The sequence below is a fragment of the Streptomyces sp. NPDC033136 genome (genome assembly GCF_055578235.1).
In genome coordinates, this window is sequence record NZ_JBVIPD010000003.1 from 507,702 (window position 1) to 527,635 (window position 19,934).

The 19,934-nt window shown below is 71.7% G+C and carries 22 protein-coding genes and 2 pseudogenes; 10 read left to right on the forward strand and 14 right to left on the reverse strand.

What is annotated here, in order from left to right; translation table 11 throughout:
- Positions 1–53 precede the first annotated feature (53 nt).
- Genes ACZ5TL_RS07975 through ACZ5TL_RS07985 form a run of 3 tightly spaced genes read right to left on the reverse strand, consistent with a single transcriptional unit; the run spans position 54 to position 3,429 of the window.
- Entirely contained in the window at positions 54–803 is a 750-nt protein-coding gene (locus ACZ5TL_RS07975; protein ID WP_468588520.1) for a succinate dehydrogenase/fumarate reductase iron-sulfur subunit, read from the reverse strand.
- Positions 800–2,758, reverse strand: a complete 1,959-nt coding sequence (locus ACZ5TL_RS07980; RefSeq protein WP_468588521.1) for a fumarate reductase/succinate dehydrogenase flavoprotein subunit — start codon at positions 2,756–2,758, stop codon at positions 800–802. The genes ACZ5TL_RS07975 and ACZ5TL_RS07980 overlap by 4 nt, the downstream gene beginning before the upstream one ends.
- A 2-nt stretch (positions 2,759–2,760) precedes the next feature.
- Positions 2,761–3,429 carry a succinate dehydrogenase gene (locus ACZ5TL_RS07985; protein ID WP_468588522.1) on the reverse strand — a complete coding sequence of 223 codons (669 nt, stop codon included), beginning with the start codon at positions 3,427–3,429 and terminating at the stop codon, positions 2,761–2,763.
- A gap of 119 nt (positions 3,430–3,548) precedes the next feature.
- On the opposite strand from ACZ5TL_RS07985, the gene ACZ5TL_RS07990 reads away from it, so the two are divergent.
- Positions 3,549–4,433 (forward strand): LysR family transcriptional regulator, encoded by an 885-nt coding sequence (locus tag ACZ5TL_RS07990; RefSeq protein ID WP_468588523.1) that lies wholly within the window; start codon positions 3,549–3,551, stop codon positions 4,431–4,433.
- Between the two features lie 19 nt (positions 4,434–4,452).
- Here the strand turns inward: ACZ5TL_RS07990 and ACZ5TL_RS07995 are convergent, their stop codons facing one another.
- A complete protein-coding gene (locus ACZ5TL_RS07995; RefSeq protein ID WP_468588524.1) occupies positions 4,453–4,881 on the reverse strand; it encodes an AhpC/TSA family protein in 429 nt (142 codons plus the stop codon).
- Between ACZ5TL_RS07995 and ACZ5TL_RS08000 the strand changes: the two genes are divergently transcribed.
- Entirely contained in the window at positions 4,839–5,270 is a 432-nt protein-coding gene (locus tag ACZ5TL_RS08000) for a TetR/AcrR family transcriptional regulator C-terminal domain-containing protein (protein ID WP_468588525.1), read from the forward strand. The genes ACZ5TL_RS07995 and ACZ5TL_RS08000 overlap by 43 nt on opposite strands.
- Before the next feature lie 33 nt (positions 5,271–5,303).
- Here the strand turns inward: ACZ5TL_RS08000 and ACZ5TL_RS08005 are convergent, their stop codons facing one another.
- The 4 genes from ACZ5TL_RS08005 to ACZ5TL_RS08020 all read right to left on the reverse strand — a co-directional run bounded on the left by ACZ5TL_RS08005 (position 5,304) and on the right by ACZ5TL_RS08020 (position 10,167).
- Positions 5,304–7,445, reverse strand: coding sequence for a putative bifunctional diguanylate cyclase/phosphodiesterase (locus tag ACZ5TL_RS08005; protein WP_468588526.1), 2,142 nt, complete (start codon positions 7,443–7,445; stop codon positions 5,304–5,306).
- Positions 7,442–8,254: an SAM-dependent methyltransferase gene (locus ACZ5TL_RS08010; RefSeq protein ID WP_468588527.1), complete on the reverse strand. Its 813-nt coding sequence runs from the start codon at positions 8,252–8,254 to the stop codon at positions 7,442–7,444. The genes ACZ5TL_RS08005 and ACZ5TL_RS08010 overlap by 4 nt, the downstream gene beginning before the upstream one ends.
- Before the next feature lie 330 nt (positions 8,255–8,584).
- Entirely contained in the window at positions 8,585–9,577 is a 993-nt protein-coding gene (locus ACZ5TL_RS08015) for an SCO0930 family lipoprotein (RefSeq protein ID WP_468588528.1), read from the reverse strand.
- A gap of 290 nt (positions 9,578–9,867) precedes the next feature.
- Positions 9,868–10,167, reverse strand: coding sequence for a hypothetical protein (locus ACZ5TL_RS08020; RefSeq protein ID WP_468588529.1), 300 nt, complete (start codon positions 10,165–10,167; stop codon positions 9,868–9,870).
- Between the two features lie 208 nt (positions 10,168–10,375).
- Here ACZ5TL_RS08020 and ACZ5TL_RS08025 point away from each other — a divergent pair, with 208 nt between their 5' ends.
- From ACZ5TL_RS08025 to ACZ5TL_RS08035, 3 genes are all read left to right on the forward strand, one after another.
- Positions 10,376–10,507, forward strand: a complete 132-nt coding sequence (locus ACZ5TL_RS08025) for a hypothetical protein (RefSeq protein ID WP_362036283.1) — start codon at positions 10,376–10,378, stop codon at positions 10,505–10,507.
- 24 nt (positions 10,508–10,531) lie between these two features.
- On the forward strand, positions 10,532–11,296 hold the full coding sequence (locus ACZ5TL_RS08030) for a bestrophin-like domain (RefSeq protein ID WP_468588530.1): 765 nt from the start codon (positions 10,532–10,534) through the stop codon (positions 11,294–11,296).
- Positions 11,297–11,521: 225 nt separating this feature from the next.
- A complete protein-coding gene (locus tag ACZ5TL_RS08035; protein ID WP_468588531.1) occupies positions 11,522–12,067 on the forward strand; it encodes a hypothetical protein in 546 nt (181 codons plus the stop codon).
- Between the two features lie 110 nt (positions 12,068–12,177).
- Here ACZ5TL_RS08035 and ACZ5TL_RS08040 read toward each other — a convergent pair whose 3' ends face one another.
- Positions 12,178–12,666 (reverse strand): hypothetical protein, encoded by a 489-nt coding sequence (locus ACZ5TL_RS08040; protein WP_468588532.1) that lies wholly within the window; start codon positions 12,664–12,666, stop codon positions 12,178–12,180.
- A 351-nt stretch (positions 12,667–13,017) separates the two neighbouring features.
- On the opposite strand from ACZ5TL_RS08040, the gene ACZ5TL_RS08045 reads away from it, so the two are divergent.
- A complete protein-coding gene (locus ACZ5TL_RS08045; RefSeq protein ID WP_468588533.1) occupies positions 13,018–13,686 on the forward strand; it encodes a class F sortase in 669 nt (222 codons plus the stop codon).
- Positions 13,687–13,725: 39 nt separating this feature from the next.
- Here ACZ5TL_RS08045 and ACZ5TL_RS08050 read toward each other — a convergent pair whose 3' ends face one another.
- The 3 genes and pseudogenes from ACZ5TL_RS08050 to ACZ5TL_RS08060 all read right to left on the reverse strand — a co-directional run.
- Positions 13,726–14,571, reverse strand: a complete 846-nt coding sequence (locus tag ACZ5TL_RS08050) for a polysaccharide deacetylase family protein (protein ID WP_468588534.1) — start codon at positions 14,569–14,571, stop codon at positions 13,726–13,728.
- Positions 14,568–14,810, reverse strand: coding sequence for an amino acid--tRNA ligase-related protein (locus tag ACZ5TL_RS08055; RefSeq protein ID WP_468588535.1), 243 nt, complete (start codon positions 14,808–14,810; stop codon positions 14,568–14,570). Before ACZ5TL_RS08055 ends, ACZ5TL_RS08050 begins: the two co-directional genes overlap by 4 nt.
- Before the next feature lie 119 nt (positions 14,811–14,929).
- Positions 14,930–15,347, reverse strand: a pseudogene (locus ACZ5TL_RS08060) (phosphatidylglycerol lysyltransferase domain-containing protein); the annotation flags it as partial.
- Between ACZ5TL_RS08060 and ACZ5TL_RS08065 the strand changes: the two are divergent.
- A pseudogene (locus tag ACZ5TL_RS08065) lies at positions 15,346–15,483 on the forward strand (universal stress protein); the annotation flags it as partial. The pseudogenes ACZ5TL_RS08060 and ACZ5TL_RS08065 overlap by 2 nt on opposite strands.
- 117 nt (positions 15,484–15,600) lie before the next feature.
- On the opposite strand, the gene ACZ5TL_RS08070 reads toward ACZ5TL_RS08065, so the two are convergent.
- Entirely contained in the window at positions 15,601–16,761 is a 1,161-nt protein-coding gene (locus tag ACZ5TL_RS08070; protein ID WP_468588536.1) for a CapA family protein, read from the reverse strand.
- A gap of 221 nt (positions 16,762–16,982) precedes the next feature.
- Between ACZ5TL_RS08070 and ACZ5TL_RS08075 the strand changes: the two genes are divergently transcribed.
- The 3 genes from ACZ5TL_RS08075 to ACZ5TL_RS08085 all read left to right on the forward strand — a co-directional run bounded on the left by ACZ5TL_RS08075 (position 16,983) and on the right by ACZ5TL_RS08085 (position 19,001).
- Positions 16,983–17,528: a sigma-70 family RNA polymerase sigma factor gene (locus tag ACZ5TL_RS08075; RefSeq protein WP_468588537.1), complete on the forward strand. Its 546-nt coding sequence runs from the start codon at positions 16,983–16,985 to the stop codon at positions 17,526–17,528.
- A 152-nt stretch (positions 17,529–17,680) separates the two neighbouring features.
- Positions 17,681–18,193 (forward strand): hypothetical protein, encoded by a 513-nt coding sequence (locus ACZ5TL_RS08080; protein WP_468588538.1) that lies wholly within the window; start codon positions 17,681–17,683, stop codon positions 18,191–18,193.
- 151 nt (positions 18,194–18,344) lie between these two features.
- The gene (locus ACZ5TL_RS08085; RefSeq protein WP_468588539.1) at positions 18,345–19,001 is read left to right on the forward strand and encodes a zf-HC2 domain-containing protein; all 657 of its coding nucleotides are present in this window, start codon (positions 18,345–18,347) and stop codon (positions 18,999–19,001) included.
- Between the two features lie 48 nt (positions 19,002–19,049).
- Here ACZ5TL_RS08085 and ACZ5TL_RS08090 read toward each other — a convergent pair whose 3' ends face one another.
- Positions 19,050–19,913 carry an Fpg/Nei family DNA glycosylase gene (locus ACZ5TL_RS08090; RefSeq protein WP_468588540.1) on the reverse strand — a complete coding sequence of 288 codons (864 nt, stop codon included), beginning with the start codon at positions 19,911–19,913 and terminating at the stop codon, positions 19,050–19,052.
- Positions 19,914–19,934: the final 21 nt, after the last annotated feature.

Consider the following 19,934-nt stretch of genomic DNA (forward strand, 5'->3'; position numbering starts at 1 on the left):
CCGACCGACCTTCGCGTGACGTGGGCCAGGAGAGCGGATGTGCGCCTGTTGAACTACTGCTTGGCGACCCTCCGCGTGGCCCGCAGCCACTCCTTGTTCATGCCGGTGATGGACATCAGCGGGATCCCCTTGGGACAGGCGGTGGCGCACTCACCGGTGAGCGTGCACCCCCCGAACCCCTCCTCGTCCATCTGCTCCACCATGTCCAGCACCCGCGTCTCCCGCTCGGGCGCCCCCTGCGGCAGCACGTTCAGGTGGTTGACCTTGGCGGACGTGAACAGCATCGCCGCCCCGTTCGGACAGGCCGCCACACACGCCCCGCACCCGATGCACTCGGCGTGTTCGAAGGCGAAGTCGGCGTCCGGCTTCGGCACCGGCGTCGCGTGCGCCTCCGGGGCCGCGCCGGTCGGCGCGGTGATGTACCCGCCGGCCTGGATGATCCGGTCGAAGGCCGACCGGTCCACGACCAGATCCTTGACCACCGGAAACGCGGACGCTCTCCAGGGCTCCACGTCGATCGTGTCGCCGTCCTGGAACGACCGCATGTGCAACTGGCAGGTGGTCGTCCGCTCCGGGCCGTGCGCGTCACCGTTGATCACCAGCGAACAGGCCCCGCAGATCCCCTCACGGCAGTCGTGGTCGAAGGCGACCGGGTCCTCACCCTTGAGGATGAGCTCCTCGTTGAGGGTGTCGAGCATCTCGAGGAACGACATGTCCTTCGAGATCCCGTCCACCTCGTACGTGGACATCGTGCCGTCGGCGTCGGCGTTCTTCTGCCGCCAGACGCGCAGGGTGAGCTTCATGCGTAGCTCCGCTGGGTGGGGTGGACGTACTCGAAGACGAGGTCTTCCTTGTGCAGCACCGGAGCCTCGCCGGTGCCGGTGAACTCCCAGGCGGCGGCGTACCCGAACTCCTCGTCCCTGCGGGCGGCCTCACCGTCGGGCGTCTGCGACTCCTCGCGGAAGTGGCCGCCGCAGGACTCGGACCGGTGCAGCGCGTCGAGGCACATCAGCTCGGCCAGCTCCAGGTAGTCGACGACGCGGTTGGCCTTCTCCAGCGACTGGTTGAACTCCTCGCCGGTGCCGGGCACCTTGATGCGCCGCCAGAACTCCTCACGGATCTGCGGGATCCGCTCCAGCGCCTTGCGCAGCCCCGAGTCGGTGCGGGCCATGCCGCAGAACTCCCACATGAGTTCGCCGACCTCGCGATGGAAGGAGTCGGGGGTGCGGTCGCCGTCGACGGACAGCAGCCGGCTGAGCCGGTCCCGCGTCTCGGCCAGCACCTCCTGGACGACGGGGTGTTCGCCGGTCACGCGGTCGGGGTGCGGGTTGCGCGCCAGGTAGTCGTTGATGGTCGCGGGGAGGACGAAGTATCCGTCGGCGAGTCCCTGCATCAGGGCGGAGGCGCCGAGCCGGTTGGCGCCGTGGTCGGAGAAGTTGGCCTCGCCGATCGCGAACAGCCCGCCGATCGTGGTCTGGAGGTCGTAGTCGACCCACAGGCCGCCCATCGTGTAGTGCACGGCGGGGTAGATCCGCATGGGCACCCGGTACGGATCCTCGTCGGTGATCCGCTGGTACATGTCGAAGAGGTTGCCGTACCTGGCCTCGACGGCCTTGCGGCCCATGCGCGCGATGGCGTCGGCGAAGTCCAGGTAGACGCCCTGACCGCCGGGGCCGACTCCCCTTCCCTCGTCGCAGACGTTCTTCGCGGCACGCGAGGCGATGTCGCGCGGGACGAGGTTGCCGAAGGACGGGTAGACGCGCTCCAGGTAGTAGTCGCGCTCGTCCTCGGGGATCTCGTTCGGGGGCCGCTGGTCGCCCTTGGCCTTGGGCACCCAGATGCGCCCGTCGTTGCGCAGCGACTCGCTCATCAGCGTCAGCTTGGACTGGTGGTCGCCGGTGCGCGGGATGCAGGTGGGGTGGATCTGGGTGAAGCAGGGGTTGGCGAAGTACGCGCCGCGCCGGTGCGCCCGCCAGACGGCGGTGGCGTTGGAGTTCATGGCGTTCGTCGACAGGTAGAAGACGTTGCCGTAGCCGCCGGAGGCGAGCACGACGGCGTCCGCGAAGTACGTGTCGATACGGCCCGTGACGAGATCCCGGGCCACGATGCCGCGCGCCCGCCCGTCCACGACGATCACGTCGAGCATCTCGGTCCGCGGATGCATCTCGATGTTCCCGGCGGCGATCTGCCGGCTCAGGGCCTGGTAGGCGCCGAGGAGGAGCTGCTGGCCCGTCTGGCCGCGGGCGTAGAAGGTGCGGGACACCTGCACGCCGCCGAAGGAGCGGGTGTCGAGCAGCCCGCCGTATTCACGGGCGAACGGCACGCCCTGCGCCACGCACTGGTCGATGATCTCCACGGAGATCTGCGCGAGCCGGTGCACGTTGGACTCGCGGGCGCGGAAGTCGCCACCCTTGACGGTGTCGTAGAACAGGCGGTGGATGGAGTCGCCGTCGTTGCGGTAGTTCTTGGCGGCGTTGATACCGCCCTGCGCGGCGATGGAGTGGGCCCGGCGCGGGGAGTCCTGGTAGCAGAACTGGACGACGTGGTAGCCCTGTTCGGCGAGGGTGGCCCCGGCGGAGCCGCCGGCGAGGCCGGTGCCGACGACGATGACGGTGTGCTTGCGCCGGTTGGCGGGGTTGACCAGCTTGGCCTCGAAACGGCGCTTGTCCCAGCGCTCGCTGACCGGCCCGGACGGGGCCTTGGTGTCGACGACCGGCTCCCCGGTCGCGTAGGCCGTGTACTCGCGGTAGGAAGTCATCTTCAGCTCACCACTCCGGTCATGACGCCCACGGGAACGGCGATGAAGCCGGCCGTGAGCAGCAGCGCGAGGACGCCGGCGACGGTCTTCAGGGCACGGTCACGGGTGCGGCTGCCGACGCCGAGGGTCTGGGCTGCGCTCCAGAAGCCGTGCCGGATGTGCAGGCCGAGCGCGAGCATCGCGACGATGTAGACGAGGTTGCCGTACCAGGTGGAGAAGGTGTCCACGACGTTCTGGTACGGGTGGCCGGGCCGGAAGCCGGGATGCACGGTGCCGGTCGTCAGGTCGAGGATGTGCCAGACGATGAACAGCCCGAGGATGATCCCGCCCCACCGCATGGTCCGTGTCGCAAAGCTCGCCCGGGGCCTCTTGTGCACGTACTTGCTCGGCCGGGCCCTGATGTCGCGGCGGCTGAGCTGGTACGCGGACACGGCGTGGGCGACGACCGCGACCACGAGTACGACACGGATCAGCCAGAGCGTCCACTCGTAGTGCATGAACGGCTCGCCGACGGTGCGCAGCCAGTGTGCGTAGTGGTCGAACTCGCCTGCCCCGAAGAAGATCTTCAGGTTCCCGATCATGTGGGCGACCAGGTACAGCAGCATGATCAGACCGCTGACGGCCATCACGGCCTTCTTGCCGACGGTGGAGTCCCACACGGTGCGTGCCATGGACGGCCGTCGGTCCGTCCGCGTTGCCAGAGCCATGGAACAGCACGCTACGGACGTACGGCCGATCGGTCCAAGACATGGTCCAGCTTGATTCCATAGGCTGGAGCTATCGTAAGGGTATGCAGTTCCAGCAGCTCCAGTACTTCGTAGCCGTCGCCGAGACCCGGCACTTCACCCGGGCCGCGGATCTGGTCCATGTCGCACAGCCGTCACTTTCGCAGCAGATCAAGGCGCTGGAGCGGGAGCTGGGCGCGGACCTGTTCCTGCGCGCGCGGGGCAACATCACGCTGACGGACGCCGGGGAGGCCCTCCTCCCGCTGGCGCGGCGCATCCTGGCGGACGCGGACACGGCCCGGCACGAGGTGCTGGAGCTGGTGCAGTTGCGGCGGGGCCGGGTTCGGCTCGGTGCCACGCCCAGCCTGTGCACGGGCCTGCTGCCGGACGTGCTGCGCGCCTTCCACGACCGCTACCCGGGCGTCCAGCTGCTGATCGAGGAAGGCGGTTCGCACGACCTGGTGCGGGAGCTGGCGCGGGGCGCCCTGGACCTGGCCCTGGTGGTCCTGCCCCTGCCGACCCCCTCCCCCGCCCTCACGACGGTGGAGCTGCTGCGCGAGGACCTGGTCGTGGTGTCCTCCCCGGACGCCCGCGGCCCCGGCCGGGGCCGGGGCACCGTACGGGTCGCCGACCTGGAGGGCGAACGCCTGGTGATGTTCCGCCACGGCTACGACCTGCGCGAACTGACGGTCGCCGCGTGCCGCGCCGAGGGCTTCGAGCCGGACTTCGCGGTGGAGGGCGGAGAGATGGACGCGGTGCTGGGGTTCGTGCGGGCCGGGCTGGGGGTGGCCGTCGTGCCGCGAATGGTGGCCGCGCGGTCCGGCCGAGGCCTGCGGGTGACTCCGCTGGCCCGCCCCGGCCTGCACCGGACCATCGCCCTGGCCCACCGCAGCGATGTGGCTCCGCCGCGGGCGGCCCGGGAGCTGCAGCGGATGCTGCTGGAGCGGTGAGGCGCCCGCGGGGCCCGGCTCAGGGCTGCGGCTGCCGCGCCGGGGGGTGGCCGGCGGCCGGCCGGTGTGGGGCGGCCAGGTGCAGGAGCTCGTCGACCGGCCACTGGTCGTAGACGTGCTCGCCGTACCGGGCGGCGAGGACCCGGCCGCCGGGGCCGATCAGGAAGTCGGCGGGCAGGCCGAGCCTGCCGCCGGGCTGGCTGGTCGCGGGGAGCCGCTCGCGGCCGCGGAGGACCTCCCACCCACCGCGCAGCACCGCCCTGACGACCGGCCCCCAGGCGCGCGGGCCGAGCAGAGCCCGGAGAGCCGACTCGACGCCGAACTCGGCGTACAGCCGCTTGCCGGGGTCGGCGACGACCGCGAAGGGACGACCGGGAGGAGCTGGAAAGGCTCGTCGTCGACCTCGTGCTCTCCACCGTGGACACCGAGCCGCCCGGACCCGGAACACCCTGGCAGGAGCACGTCGAGGTGCTGGTGCGGCGGCTGCGTGAGGCCGTGGCCGCCCATCCGGAGACCGTGCCCCTGACCGTCACCCACCGGCACCGGTCGCCGGCCGGGCTGCGCTGGTCGGAGTCCGTGCTCGGCGTGCTCACGGAGGCGGGATTCGACGGCGACGAGCGGGTTATCGCGCTGCGGGGCCTGCTCGGGTACGTTGTCGGCGCCATCCAGCTGGAGCACCTCGGACCCCTGTCCGGCGAGGGTACGGTCGCCATTACCGAGTTGCCGCCCGACGCCTTTCCGCACATGACCGAGACCGCCCGCACCGCCCGGAAGGTCAGTGCCGACCGGGAGTTCCCGGGCGGTCTCGCGCTGCTGCTGCGCGGACTGGGCGCCTGACCACCCGGCACCGCGCAGCGGTCATCGGGGGTGTCACCCCGTCGCGTCCACCAACGCCAGTTCGTGCAGCCGCTCCGGGGGGCCCGGACGGGCGTAGTACCAGCCCTGAGCCGTGTCGCAGCCCAGTATCCGCAGTTGCTCGGCCTGGGCTCCGGTCTCCACGCCCTCCACGGTCACCGCGAGGTCGAGGCTGTGCGCCAGCGACACGATCCCCTCGACGATCTTGAGGTCGACGGGGTCCGCCGGGAACTGCTGCATGCTCTGTGTGAAGGACCGGTCCAGCTTCAGGACACTCACCGGCAGCCGCCGCAGGTTGGCCAGGTTGGAGTACCCCGTCCCGAAGTCGTCGAGGGCGATGTCGACCCCCATCTCGGCCAGCCGGCGCAGCGGCTTCAGCAGGTCGTCGTCCGCGCCGATCAGCGCCGACTCCGTGACCTCCAGGCACAAGGCGCCCGGCTCCACCCCCGTGCGCTCCAGGATGTCGACCGTGTCCTGCACCAGCCCGGGATGGGTCAGCTGGCACGGCGACAGGTTCACGTTGATCCGCAGCGGCCCCGCGTCCACACCCCCGTGCAGCTCCCGCCACTCCCGCGCCTGCCGCACCGACTGCTCCAGCACCCAGCGCCCCAGCGGCACGATGAGTCCCGTGTGCTCGGCGAGCGGGATGAACCGGTCCGGCCCGAGCACCCCGTGCTGCGGATGCAGCCAGCGCACCAGCGCTTCCGCCCCGCGCACACTGCCGTCCCCGAGATGCACCAGCGGCTGGTACTCGATGAAGAACTCGCCCCGCTCCAGCGCGGTCGGCAGGGCAGTGGTCAGCCCGTGCCGGGTGATGGCCCGGGCGTCGGCCTCCGGGTCGGCGAGCTCGAAGCGGTTGCCGCCCGCCGACTTGGCCCGGTACATGGTGATGTCGGCGCTGCGCAGCACCTCCGCGGGGCTGCGCTCCCCGGCCGGCCCCTCGACGATGCCGATGCTGCCGCGCACGGTCAGTTCCCGGCCGTCGACGCTGATGGGCGCGAGCAGGGCGTTCATGATGCGCCCGGCGAGCTCGTCGACCTCGCGCTGGGTGTCGGGCCCGGTGGTCAGCGCCACGAACTCGTCGCCGCCGAGCCGCGCGACCATCTCGCCGGACGCGGTGGCGCAGGACTGCAGCCGGTCGGCGACCTCGACGAGCAGCCGGTCGCCCGCGGCGTGCCCGAGGCTGTCGTTGATGGTCTTGAAGCCGTCGAGGTCGAGGTAGCAGAGCCCGAACCGCTGGCCCTCCCCGGCGCCCAGTGCCTTTTCCAGGCGCTCGAAGAAGAAGGTGCGGTTCGGCAGGCCCGTCAGCGCGTCGTGCGTGGCCTCGTAGCGCAGCCGCAGGTTGAGCAGCCGCCGCTCGGTGGTGTCCTCCATGAGGGCGAGCTGGTACTGCGGGTTGCCGTCGGCGTCCCGCAGCAGGGAGACCGTCAGGTTGGTCCACAGCACCGTCCCGTCGGGGCGGTAGAACGCCTTCTCCAGGTGATAGTGCTCCCGTTCGCCCTGGACGAGTTCGTCGTAGAGCCGCCAGGTCTGCGGGGCGTCGTCGGGGTGGGTCCACTCCCTGACGTTGCGGCCGCGCAGCGTCTGCTCGGAGAACCCGAACATGCGCAGCAGCGCGCCGTTGACCTGCAGGATGTTGCCCTCGAGGTCGGCCATGCCGATGCCTATGGCCGCGCCCTCGAAGACGGCGCGGAAACGCGCCTCGCTCGCGTGCAGGGCCTGCGCCACCACACCCTGAGCCTGCAGGGCGGCCTGGGCGATGGACTCCTGCTCGGCCAGGGTCCTCTCGCGCAGCGCCCGCGCGAAGCCGGCGGCCATCGCGTGCTGCAGGCGCGCGCACCGGGCCCGCAAGCCCTCCTGGTCGCCGTCGCCGCCGCAGTACAGGACGAGGTAGGCGTCCACGCAGTCCAGGGTGCGGCTGAGGGCCTCCGGGTCGGTGCAGTGCGCGTGCACGAGGGCGGCGCCGACCGACCTGCCCGCCTCCGCGTCGAAGGCCCGGGCCCGCAGTGCCTCGCTCAACCGCCGGGCCAGCGGGAGCAGTTGCGTCTCGAACTCCGGCCGGGTCGACGACGTCGAGGTCACCGGGAAGACGGCCCGGCTCCAGATCGTCGCGAACCGGCGGAGTCTGTCCTCCGGCCCGTCCGGTTCCGCGATCACGCCGTACGCCCCACGCCCGCGAACCCGGAGAACGCGTACGGATCCTCGTCCTCCGGTGCGGTGTCGGGCCGCCAGCGCGGCATCGCCACCAGTCCGGGTTCCACCATGTCGTACCCCTCGAAGAACCGCGCGATCTCCTCGCGCGAGCGCATGATCAACGGGTTGCGGATGTCCTTGTACACGTCCACCGCACCCCCGGCCCGCTCCGGCGGAAGCGGAATCCCCTCGTAGGAGGCGTGGGTGAGCACGAGCAGGCTGCCGGGCGCCAGCGCCTCCCCCAGTTCGCGCGCCGCCCTGTACGGGTCGTCCTCGTCTGCCACGAAGTGCAGTATGGCAACGAGGAGTAGCGCCACTGGCTGATTCAGGTCGATCAGCCGCTCCACCTCGGGGCTGTGCAGGATCTCCTGGGGCTTGAGCAGGTCCGCGGCGACGACAGCGGCGTCGTCGGTGCCCTCCAGGACCGCCTGGCTGTGCGCCACGGCCACCGGGTCGTGGTCGACGTACACCACGCGCGCGCCGGGGCGGGCGGCCTGGGCCACCTCGTGCACATTGCCGAAGGTGGGGATGCCGGAGCCGATGTCCAGGAACTGGCTGATGCCCTGCTCGGCCGCGTAGCGCACGGCGCGGCGCATGAACGCCCGGTTGGCCTGCATGATCTTGGGGAGTCCCGGCATGAACTCCATGGCCCTGCGGGCCGCTTCCCGGTCGACCTCGAAGTTGTGCGATCCGCCCAGATAGTAGTCGTACATCCGGGAAACGCTGGGCACCGAGATGTCGATGCTCCGTGGGGCCCAGGCGGGACGCTCCATCTATCTCTCCAAGGCGTAGGCGATCCGGTGTTCGAGCAGAGGCTACTGATCGCCCGCCAATGGAGCGACCTGAAACGGAAATTGACCATCCGTTCCCGGTCACTGCCTGCGGCACGTGCCGAATTGATACCCACCCGCATGTCCGTCGAACGTATGACGAACCGTGTCCGAGGCGTTCCGGAGAGTCCCGGACCGGAAGGGGAAGCGCCTCAGGAATTCGATGAGTTCAGGTGAAGCACGGCAAAACGGTCCGCCCCTCCGTGGGCACGGAGGGGCGGACCGGGTCGGCTCCGTCGGGTGGACGAGATGATCAACCCTGGGGAGGTTTCTCTACTTCTCCGACGCGCCGACCGGCTTGCCGTCGGGGCGGATGGCGTACCAGGTGCCGCCCACGCCCTGGCCGTTGGTGTCACCGGCCTTCTTGTCACCCGCGAAGGTGTAGATCGGGATGCAGTCTATGGTCTGCTGCTTGATGCCGTCAGGGCGGTCGAAGACGACGTAGCCCCGGTTGGGCGTGGACCCCTGAAGGTCGATCCCCTTGGTGTCCTTCTCGTCGACCGGTGCGATGACCGGCCACTTCTCCAGACAGTCCCCCGTGCACGCGGTCTTCATCGGCCACTGCGAGTCCTTCATGAACCGGTAGACCGTCATGCCGTTCTTGTCGATGACGATCTCGCCCAGCTTGGGGTCGTTGCGGGTGGACAGCCCGGGCAGCGCCCCGACCTCCTCACCGCCGGCCCCGCCTCCCTGCGCCTTCTTGCCGTCGGGGGCGAGCGCGTACCACTTGCCGCCGACGCCCTGGCCCTTGACGTCACCGGCGTTGACGTCCTTGGCGTAGCGGTAGGCCGGCCAGCCGGCGACGGTGAGCTGCTTGGTGCCGTCGGCGCGGGTGACCGAGCCGAGCAGCGACTTGTCGATGCCCTCGCCGGCCTCGGCGTCGTCGGCCGGGACCGGCGGCCAGGTCTTGGCACAGTCGCCGTCGCAGTTCGACTTGGGCGGCTGGTCCGTGTCCTGGTCGAACCGGTACAGGGTGAGGCCCAGACTGTCGGTGACCACCTTGCCGACCTCCTCGGCGGTGGCGACGGACAGCTTGCCCGCGGGGCTGGACGGGTTGGAGGGACTCGGCGCGGCCGGCTGACCGCTGGCGGTGCCGCCCAGCCCGTCCCCGGCGCCCGCGCCGATGCTTCCGTAGTCCCCGGGCGCGGCCGTGGCACCCACGTTCTGGCTGGCCGCCGGTGGGCTGTCCTGACCGCACGCCGTCGTCAGCGCCAGGACCGCCGCGGCGCTCGCCACGAGTGAGGCGCTCCGCCAGGAGGTCTTCATCGTCAACTCCCCATAATCGCAAGGGTGTTGCAGCGCCCTGCTGCGCCGCCCCACGGTCATGAATACGCACGGGGACCGTGATTGTGTTCAACCGTCGGCCACATTTCTTTCCGCGGCCCGTGCGGTGCGCCCCACACCACCGCACACAGGTGCGCATCCGGGCCCTGCGGGAACCGCCGGTCAAACCAGCGGCATCGGGATATCCCTCTTTCGGGGCAATCCCCTTGCGCACCGGCACGTCCGGGCGGCACAGGGCTCATGATCTTCGTCGTGCATGGACCCCTCTCGACTCAACCCGCCCTTGCCGCACGGGCCTTGGCGGCGGCGACGCTGACCTGGGCCCTCGTCGGCGCTCCGGCCGGGGTGGCGGTGGCCGACGCCTGCGCGTACGCCTCCACGGGGCCGGACGGCACCGAGGCGGTGGCGGTCGCCGGAAGCAGGACCTGGCCGTGCCCGCCCCCCACACCGACCCCCACCTCCACACCCACACCCACGCCGACCCCGGCACCCCCGCCGCCGACCCCGGCACCCCCGCCGCCGACACCGGCTCCGACGCCGAGCCCGGACCCGCCACCACCGCCCTCGCCCAAGCCCCCGCTGCCACCTCCACCCCCGGAACCGACCCCCACGGCGAAGCCGGAGCCGCCCCCTCCGCCCGCGCCCAGCCCGGCGGCGCCCCCACCCCGGCCGGCCCCCAGGCCCGTACCTCCACCGCCCGCTCCCCCGGCACCGGCCCCGGCTCCGGACCCGACACGGACACCGTCGGCCACACCCGCACCACGTCCGTCCGCGACGCCCGTGCACTACCCGCGGTACCGGGCCGCGCCGCCGCGGCCACGCCCGGCGAACGGCGCGCTGTCGCCACTCACCTTCGTCCTGCTCGTCACGGTGCCCGCGGTGGTCGCCGTCGCCGCGCTGCGCGCGCGCTGATCCCTGAAGCCCTGGAGGCACCTCTTGCCGGAATGGCTTGTTCTCACCCTCGCGATGCTGGCCGCCTGTGTCGTGGTGGTCCTCATCACCTTCGTGCGGCACCGCACGGCGTCCGATGACGAGGACCCCAGCGAGACCCCGGACGTCATCGAGTACATGACGATGTGGATCGGCGTGGTGTACGCGATCGTCCTGGGCCTGGCGATCGCCGGTGTCTGGGAGGGCCGCAGCGCCGCCCAGGACCATGTCCAGGCCGAGGCCACCGCGCTGCACGAGATCTCGGAGCGGGTCCGGGTCTACCCGGCCGACGTACGCGACCGCGTCCGGGACGACATCCGCACGTATGTGAGCCATGTCGTGACCACCGAGTGGGACACCATGGCCGACACGGGGGAGGTCACCGAGCGCGGCGGCGAGCTCTTCGATCGGATCCGACAGGACGTCACCGACTACGAGCCGGCGTCGGACTTCGAGGCGCAGGCCTACCAGCCGCTCGTCGACCAGGTGGCCGCGGCGAACCAGGCCCGGATCGCCCGGGCGGAGTCCACCGGGGAGACCATGCCGGGCGTGGTGTGGTTCGGGCTGATCGCCGGGGCCGTCGTCACCATCGGGATGATCTTCGCCCTGCAGATCCGCAGAACGACGCGTGAACTGGTCCTCGCCGGGCTGTTCTCGGCGCTGATCGCCTTCCTGCTGTTCCTGATCTGGGACTTCGACTCGCCCTACAGCAGGGGTGTGACCGCGTCGGCGGACCCGTTCCTGAACCTCTTCCCGGGAGCCGGGGACTGACGGGGCCACGCACCACGGATCCGGGCCGGGGGGCGCGCGACACACCGTCGCCGCCCCCCGGCCGGGGTAACGGCGTTCCCCCGGGCGGCCCACACCCGTGCCCCATTCGCCCTACTGCGATCGCGCCCGCGAGCGCGCTTTTCTAGCGTTTCGGGCATCGAGGTGCATTCCTGACGTGAGCGGAACAGGTCCGCTGCTGCTCCTCGGGGACCCGGAGGATTCACCATGCGCGCGATATGCGTCGCTTCGGCCGTACTGCTGGGCGCCGGCGCCCTCACCTCCTGCGTGCCCGCCGCCGATGCGGCGATCCGAACCGACTTCGGCTTCGGCGTCGAGCCGTCCACGGTCGCGGCGGGCGGCCGGGTCACGCTGCGCGTGGACCGCAACGAGGCCTGCCAGGGCGAGGCCGCGGTCAACTCACCGGTCTTCGACCTGGTCACCATCCCGCCGGAGAAGTCGCGGGCGACGGCCTTCGTCGACTGGGACGCCAGGCCCGGCGCGGTGTACGACGTGGTGTTCGTCTGTGACGAGTCGAGCGGCACGGCGCGCCTGACGATCGCCGGCGGCCGTCCCACGCACCACCCCACGCACCACCCCACCCATCACCCGACGCACTTCCCCCGCCACCCGAAGGGGGTGCACGCGGGTGAGGGCGGCACCATCGCCGGGTTCGACCTCAAGGAGATCGGTCTCGGCGCCGCGCTCATCGCCGGCTCGCTCGGTGCCGCCTACCACTTCTCCCGCCGCCGCACCGACGAGGACTCCGGCTGACGCACCCCGCCCGCCCCCGCAGGTCTTCGCCCCGGCTCCCCCTCGCGAGGGGGAGCCGGGGCGAAGACCGTTCACGTGCGAGGCTCGTAGCAGGATCAGGTCGCGAGGCGTCAGATGCGCCGCTCGGCCCGGCGGCGCATCCAGAACACGCCGCCGCCGACGACCGCCGCGGCCACCAGGCCGCCGCCGATCGCCATGTCCGTCGGAGTCGCCCCGGTGGTGCTGCTGCCGCCGATACCGCCACGGACACCGCCGATGACGGTGAAGGCCTGCGGCTTGGTCATCCGCCGGCCGTTGCAGTCCACGGTGATGTCGTACGAGCCCGGGCGGGCGTTGTTGTTGATGGTGGCGGTGCCCCTCGCCGTCTCCTTGGAGCTGCCGTGGACAGGCGAGAGCCTGGTCGGCGAGAACGCGTTGGACGTCGCCGTGCCGCCGTGGCGGCAGCCGTCGACCGTGATGGTCAGCTGGCCGCCGCGGGCGATGACGCTGGGCAGGGCGACGATGTTGGTGGGTGTCTCCCACGCGACGGCCGCCGGGGCCGAGAGGCCGAGGGCGGCGACCGCTGCGCCGGCTACCGCCAGGGCACGAGTGTTACGCATGTGAACCTCCGCGGAAGACGCCCCGGGACCCGTTCCCCGGTCGATCGGCGAGAAAGCGCCTCCCAGAAAGACAGTCAGTTGCCGTGCCCCGAGCCGCATTTCGGGAATGGTCCGTCCTGGTGAGAGAAGGCACCTCGGGAAAAGCGCGCAGGGGGGTATCGCCGCAGGTCACGTGCCGTCGGAAATTTCCTCGCGGCGGCAACTCGGATGGCGCACCTCGTGCCCGCGAGCCGCCCTCGCACCTCCGGGCCACCCGTTCGCCCTCGCCCCGTCGCCGGTTTCGCGCGCGGCGCTTAGCGTTCTGATATGCGCGATTGACCCGGCGACGGCCGTGTCGAGAGGGGATGGCGAATGTCTGCGTCCGAGCTGGCCGAGGCGGAAGAGGAGGCGCGGCGGAAGAAGCGTGCCCCGTGGGGCGTGATAGCGCTTGTTCTGCTGACCGGCCTCGCGCTCATCCGGAACGGTTCGGGGGAGTTCGACGAGGGCCCGCCGCAGCCGGCGACGGCGGCCGCGGCGGACAGCCGGGTGCCCGGCGGCACCTTCGCCGGGACCGTACGGCCCCTTCCCTACGCCCTTCCGGACCGGGTCAGGATCCCGGCGATCCAGGTGGACGCCCCGATCATCCCCGTGGGCCTGGACGCGGACGGCTGGGTCGGCGCACCGCCGCCCGAGGACCCCAACCTGGCCGGCTGGTTCACCGGTGCCGTCACCCCCGGCGAGAAGGGCACAGCGGTCGTCGTCGGCCATGTCGACAACCAGCAGGGCCCTGCCGTCTTCTACGGACTCGGGGCCCTGAAGAAGGGAAGCCGGGTCGAGGTCGCCCGGCAGGACGGGAAGACGGCCGTGTTCGAGATCTACGGCATCGAGGTGTTCGAGAAGAACAACTTCCCCGGCGACCGCGTCTACGCCTCCAAGGGCGCGGCGGAGCTGCGGGTCATCACCTGTGGTGGCGGGTTCTCCGAGCAGGAGGGCTACGCGGGCAACGTGGTGGCCTTCGCCCGCCTGGCCGAGGTGCGCTGAGCGCTCCCGGCCGGGCGGGCAGGGACCTGACGATGTCTGTTACGCGGGGTGCCGCCGGGGCACGGTGACGTGGTAGCCGGAGTCCAGCAGTTCGGGCAGGTAGCGCCGCAGGGCGCGCACACTCTGCGAACGGTCGCCTCCGGCGTCGTGGGAGAGCACCACGACGCCGGGGGCGGCGCCGTTCTCCACCCGGTTCACGATGGACCGGGTGCCCGGGTTGGTCCAGTCGAGGGTGTCGAGCGTCCAGGCGAGCGGTTCCATGCCGAGGTCGGCGCCGAGCTCGAACGTGGCGCGGTTCCAGGCGCCGTAGGGGGCGCGGAACCACTCGGGGCGCTCCCCGTAGGCGTCCTCGATGACGTCGCAGGTGCGCTCCATTTCGGAGCGGATCCGCCGGCGGGTGAGGCGGGTCAGCAGAGGGTGGGACCAGGTGTGGTTCCCGACGACATGGCCCTCGTCGGCCATCCTGGCCAGCAACTCCTTGTTGTCGGCGACCATCTCGCCACACACGAAGAACATCGCGCGCACGTCGTACTCGGCCAGCGTGTCCAGGATGTCCGGGGTGTAGCGGGGATCGGGGCCGTCGTCGAAGGTCAGCACCATGGTGCGGCCGCGTCCGGACACCCGCAGCAGCGGTGCGCGGCGTACCAGGGTCCGGTGCGACGCGGCGCGCGGCGGGCCGTAGCCGGTCAGGGGCTGGAGGCGGTACGCGGAGGGCTCGACCGTGCGGCGGACCGGTGGGCCCGCGGCCGGGGCGGAACCGGCCGGTCCGCCCCCGGTGACCGCCGTGAGCACTCCGGCCGTGGCGGCCGCTCCTACGGCTCCGGCGCCCGCGATCAACGCCCGGCGGCGGGTGAGCAGCCGGGTGGGCAACTGATCCTTCTTCATGAGTCATCAGTCGCCCGGCGGGAGGCCGACGCACCTGAGCAACACCGGTGTGGCGGCACACCTTCACCCGAACGGCCGACACAGGCGGGCCAACGGCGGCGCACCAGGGGGAAGGACAGGGTCTCGCGGATCGCCGGTCCGGTGAGGAACATGACCAGCCGGGCGACGCCGATGCCGAGGCCGCCGGTGGGCGGCATGACGTCTTCGAGGGCGTGGACGAAGTCCTCCTCGCGTTCCATCGCCTCGTGGTCACCCCCGGCCGCGAGCAGCGACCGGGCGTGAGCGGCGGGGCTGCTCGACGGGGTCGGTGAGCTCCGAGCAGGGGGGAAGTCCGGACAGGCCGGAGAGAGGGGTCGGCGGGCTCGGTCCCGTCCCCTCCGGCGAGGCCGAGCTCCGCCAGTGACGGCAGCCCCTCCGTGGTGGCGGGCCGCAGTCCGCCCTTCGGGTGCCCCTTTCCCCACGACTTGCGCATGGAAGCTACGAAGACGAAGCCCTCGGCGATACCGGAGGCGAGACCGGGGCCCGGGCGAGGGACACGGCCTCCCCGTAACAGAGGAAGCGGGTATACCACTTGGGGCGGTACGTGGCGTTGGAGCGGTACAGGGCCTGCAGCTGCCACCAGTTGGAGAAGAACAGCGGCAGGCGGCACCGGAGTCGGAGCACCGGTCCCGCGCCGATGCGGGTCCCCTCCTCGAACCCGGAGCGGAACACGGCGAAGTTCAGTGAGACCTGCTCACGCCCGGTTTCGGGGCGGCGGCGGACAGTTCGGCGACCATGACGAAGGCGGCCGGCGAACTCAAGGCGGACGCGGTGGTGGTGGGCGCCTCGGAGCAGGCGGGCCACCGGATCGTCGGGTCGGTGGCGGTGCGGCCGGTGAAGGCGGGGTGGTGGCCGGTGACGGTGGTGCCGTAGCGCACCCCCTCGGGATCCGGTCCACCGTGCCCGGGCCATCGGGGTCGCTTCGGCCGCAAGGAACCGGGCCGGGGCGGCCCGGACCGGAACGGCGGCGCCCGGAGGGGCGGACCGGGCCTACTCCCCCATCACGAGTCCGTCTCCGGCCGCGCCCCGGCTGAGGACGACGTCCCGGATGCGGTCGCGGACGGCCTGAAGGCCGGCGCCGTCGGCCAGGGCCCGGTTGAGGTTCACGACCCGGCCGGCGTCGACGTCGAACAGCTGCGGGACGAACTCCGCCTTCGTGACCTGCCAGCGGCCGCCCGGCCGTGCGGGCGGGGCGAAGGTGAAGCGGCCGAGGGTGGACTGGTTGCCGCGCGGGTCCTTGGCACCCTCGGGGTTGGTCATCTCGCCGGCGATCTGGTCGCCCATGCCGTAGATCACCCAGGTGCCGTTGACCTTCTCGTACGCCTGCGGGACGTGGGCGTGGGTGCCGAGGATCAGGTCGATGTCGGGGCGGTCCCCGCTGCGCGCGGCGGTGAGGCTCCTGGCCAGGGTCAGCTGCCGCTCGTCGGGGGCGTCCTGCCACTCGGTGCCCCAGTGCAGCGAGACCACGACCACGTCGGCACCCGCCGCGCGCGCCGCCCGGGCGTCCGCGAGGATCTTGGCCTCGTCGATGAGGTTCACGGCCCAGGGCTGGCCGTCGGGGAGCGGGATGCCGTTGGTGTCGTAGGTGTAGGCGAGATGGGCGACCTTCGCCGGGCCCGCCTGGTGGACCGTCACCGTGCGGGCCTCCTCCTCGGCGCGGGCCGAGCCGGCGTGCCGTACGCCCACGCGGTCGAGGGCGTCGAGGGTGCGGCGGATGCCGTCGGCGCCGTCGTCCAGGGTGTGGTTGGAGGCGGTGGAGCAGCCGTCGTAGCCAGTGACGGCGAGGGCCCGGGCGACCTCGGGCGGGGACTTGAAGGTGGGGTAGCCGGTGTAGTCGCCGTTCGCGCCGTAGACGGTCTCCATGTGGCACAGGGCCACGTCGGCGCGGGAGACGACGGAGCGGATCCCGGCCAGCATCGGCCGGAAGTCGTAGCCGGTGCCGCCCGCGTCGAAGCGGGCCCGGTCGATGATCGTGCTGTGCGGGAGGACGTCGCCGGAGGCGACCAGGGTGAAGCCGCGGGGCCCGGCGCCCGACGGGGCCGGGCGGCCGGGGCCGGGGCCGGGTGGTTCGTGATCACGGGCCTGGCAGGCGGCGCCTGCGGCGAGGACGACGGTCAGGGCCAGGGCCACCTGTCGACTGCGTGCGAGCATCCATTCACCCCACGGTGGGCGTTGTGGTCGTATTTACACATAGACAGGAAAGAAGACCCAGATCGCCCCACGCGGCTCCGACACGCTCATCAGCCCGTCCGGCACCCGCATGGCCGGGCACCCGACCGTTCGTCGAACCGTTCGTCGACGCGATCGACCGTCCGCCGCACAGGCGGGTGCGTGCCCTGTGCCCCCGCCGCCCCCTGCGGTGGCATACGGCCATGACGGCCGGATCCACACTTACGAACGGGACGACCGCCGAGCACGAGCTCGCCGCACTGCAGCGGGAGCACGGCCGGCCCCTCTTCGCGCTCCTGCTCCGGCTCTGCGACGGCGACCGGCAGCGCGCGGAGGACCTGGTCCAGGAAACGCTGGTGCGCGCCTGGCAGCACCCCGAGGCCCTGCGCGCCGACGACTTCGACTCCGTACGCCCCTGGCTGATGACCGTCGCGCGACGGCTCGCGATCGACGCCCGGCGCGCCCGGCAGGCCCGTCCCGCCGAGGTCGGCGACGCGGTGCTGGAGAACGCCCGGGTCAGCTCCGACCACGCCGAGCGGGCCGCGGCGATGCTCGATGTCCGCCGGGCTGTGAAGACACTCACTCCGGAGCACCGCGAAGTCCTGGTGCTCGTGTACTTCCACGGGGCGAGTGTTGCGGAAGCCGCGGCGACCCTCGGGATCCCGCCCGGTACCGTGAAGTCCCGCGCGTACTACGCGCTGCGCGCCCTGCGCCGGGTGCTTCCGGGATACGCCGCCGACCTGCGCTGAAACCGAAGGCCGAGTCAAACCTCCGTAAAGCGCCTTGCTGAGGACCCCGGTTGAGTAATCGGCTGTTCCCATCCGTGTTCCGGGTGGGGCCGACAGCGCCCCGGGGATCCGGTGTCGGGCGACGCGCGCGCACCGGAGGAAGGCAGGAAGGGATGCTGCACAGAGGCGAAGAGGGCACGGACGGCACCGGCGGTGAACTCACCGTTCCCATGGCGTGGTTGTACGCCGAGTACATCGCCGACGAGCTGTTGCGGACCGGCGATCTGATGCCGCCGACGTCCTTCGAGTTCCGCGCCGGGCGCGATGCCCTGGCGCTGACCATCTTCCTCTCCGACACCGACGGGGAGCTGTCCGGCATCCGGGTCGTCACCCAGCTGGAGACCTGGCTGTCACTGACCGCGTACGACCAGCCGTGGCAGGAGTGGGTGCGCGGCCGGCTGGCCGAGCTCGCCGCCGGCGCCGCGGTGTCGGACCGGCCCGCGCCGGACCTGGATCTCGCGGAGGAGGCCTGGCGCTGGCTGCAGGAGACGGAGCTGCTCGCTCCCGACCTGAACGCGGTGCCGGGGGGCGGCCCGGTGGTCGGGGAGGACGAGGGACCGAAGGTCTGGACGCCCGCCTGGCAGCTCGGGCTGCCGCTGGGACACCTCGCCATCCATCTTTTCTAGATTTCCGCCGCCCCCGACCAATCCGCGGGCCGGAGGGCTCCGAATCCTTTGGTTGCGATTGTGTCACCGGCTTGAGTGATTCCGCGGCCTGGTCCGTACCGGTGGGAGCAAGGAGTAACCCCACCCGCACCCAAAGGCACGAGGATTCGGCATGAGGTCCCTGGAGAGGCATCGCGACGTCGGCGCCTACGCGCTCGGCGTGCTGGACGAGGCGGAGGCCTTCCGCTTCGAGGACCACCTCATGGAGTGCCCTCGGTGCGCTGCAGAGGTGACGGAATTCGGCGCGACGACACGGCAGCTGATGCTGTACCGGCGGGCGACGCCACGGTTCGTGCATCCGATGGCGCAGCCCGGACCGCGCATGCTGGACCGGCTGCTGGCCGAGGTGGCGACCCGGCGCCGGGCCGGACGCAGACGCATGCTGTTCGCCCTGGCCGCCTCGGTGGTGTTCGCGGTGTCGGTGCCCGGTGTCGCGATGATGGCCGAGGGCAGCGACGAGGCGCCCCCGACGGTCGTCGCGGCGACCGACGCACGGACGGGGGTGTGGGCGCAGGTCACGACCGCGGACGAGGCCTCGGGCAGCCAGGTCGAGCTGAAGGTGAAGGACTCCGCGGGCCCCCGCGGCTGCCATCTGGTCATCGTCGGCCACGACGGCACCGAGGAGACCGCGACCAGCTGGCACGGCCCCGGCCACGACGCCCACCCGAACACGATGATGGCCAGCTCGTCCCTGCACCCGGAGGAGATCGCCCGCTACGAGATCCGCTCGACGGCCGGGGAGGTCCTGGTGAAGCTCCAGCCGAGCTAGGGAGCTTCTGATGGATCTCCGCGGCATCGTGGCGGGCGGGTCGCGGGGTCACTTCAGCAGGCGGGACATCCTGCGGTCCGCCAGCGGCTTGCCGCCCGTCTGGCAGGTCGGGCAGTACTGCAGCGAGGAGTCGCTGAAGGACACCCCCCGGATGGTGTCGCCGCAGACGGGACAGGCCTCGCCGGTGCGGCCGTGCACGCGCAGGCCGCTCTTCTTCTCGGCCTTCAGCCGGCCCGCCGCCACGCCACGGGAGCGCTCGACCGCCTCGGTGAGCGTGTCGCGCATGGCCGTGTACAACCGCCCGGCCTCCTCCTCGCTCAGGGACGCCGCCAGCTTGAACGGCGACATCTTGGCCGCGTGCAGGATCTCGTCGCTGTAGGCGTTGCCCACGCCGGCGATCAGGCTCTGGTCGCGCAACGCGCCCTTGAGCTGCCGCCGTTCACCGGCCAGAAGTTCCGCCAGACGCCGCTCGTCGAAGTCATCGGCGAGCGGGTCCGGGCCGAGCCGGGCGAGGCCCGGGACCGCCTGCGGGTCGCCCACGACGTACACCGCGAGCCGCTTCTGGGTGCCGGCCTCGGTCAGATCGAAGCCCGCGCCGGTCTCCAGGGCCACGCGCAGCGCGAGGGGACCCTTGCCGGGGCGGGGCGGTCCGTCGGGGAGGCGGTCCTTCCAGTGCAGCCAGCCCGCGCGGGCCAGATGCGTCACCAGATGCGGGCCGTCCGCGGTCGCGAGGCCGAGGAACTTGCCGTACCGGCGTACGGCCGCGACCTCGTGGCCCTCCAGTGCGGACGGCGGCGGGTCGTACGTCTTCAGGACGCTGATCGCGACGGGCAGCACCCGTACGATCTCGTGGCCGACGAGGTGCTCGGTCAGGAAGTCCTTGAGCGCCTCCACCTCGGGGAGTTCCGGCATAGGTCCAGAGTGCCACGGCGG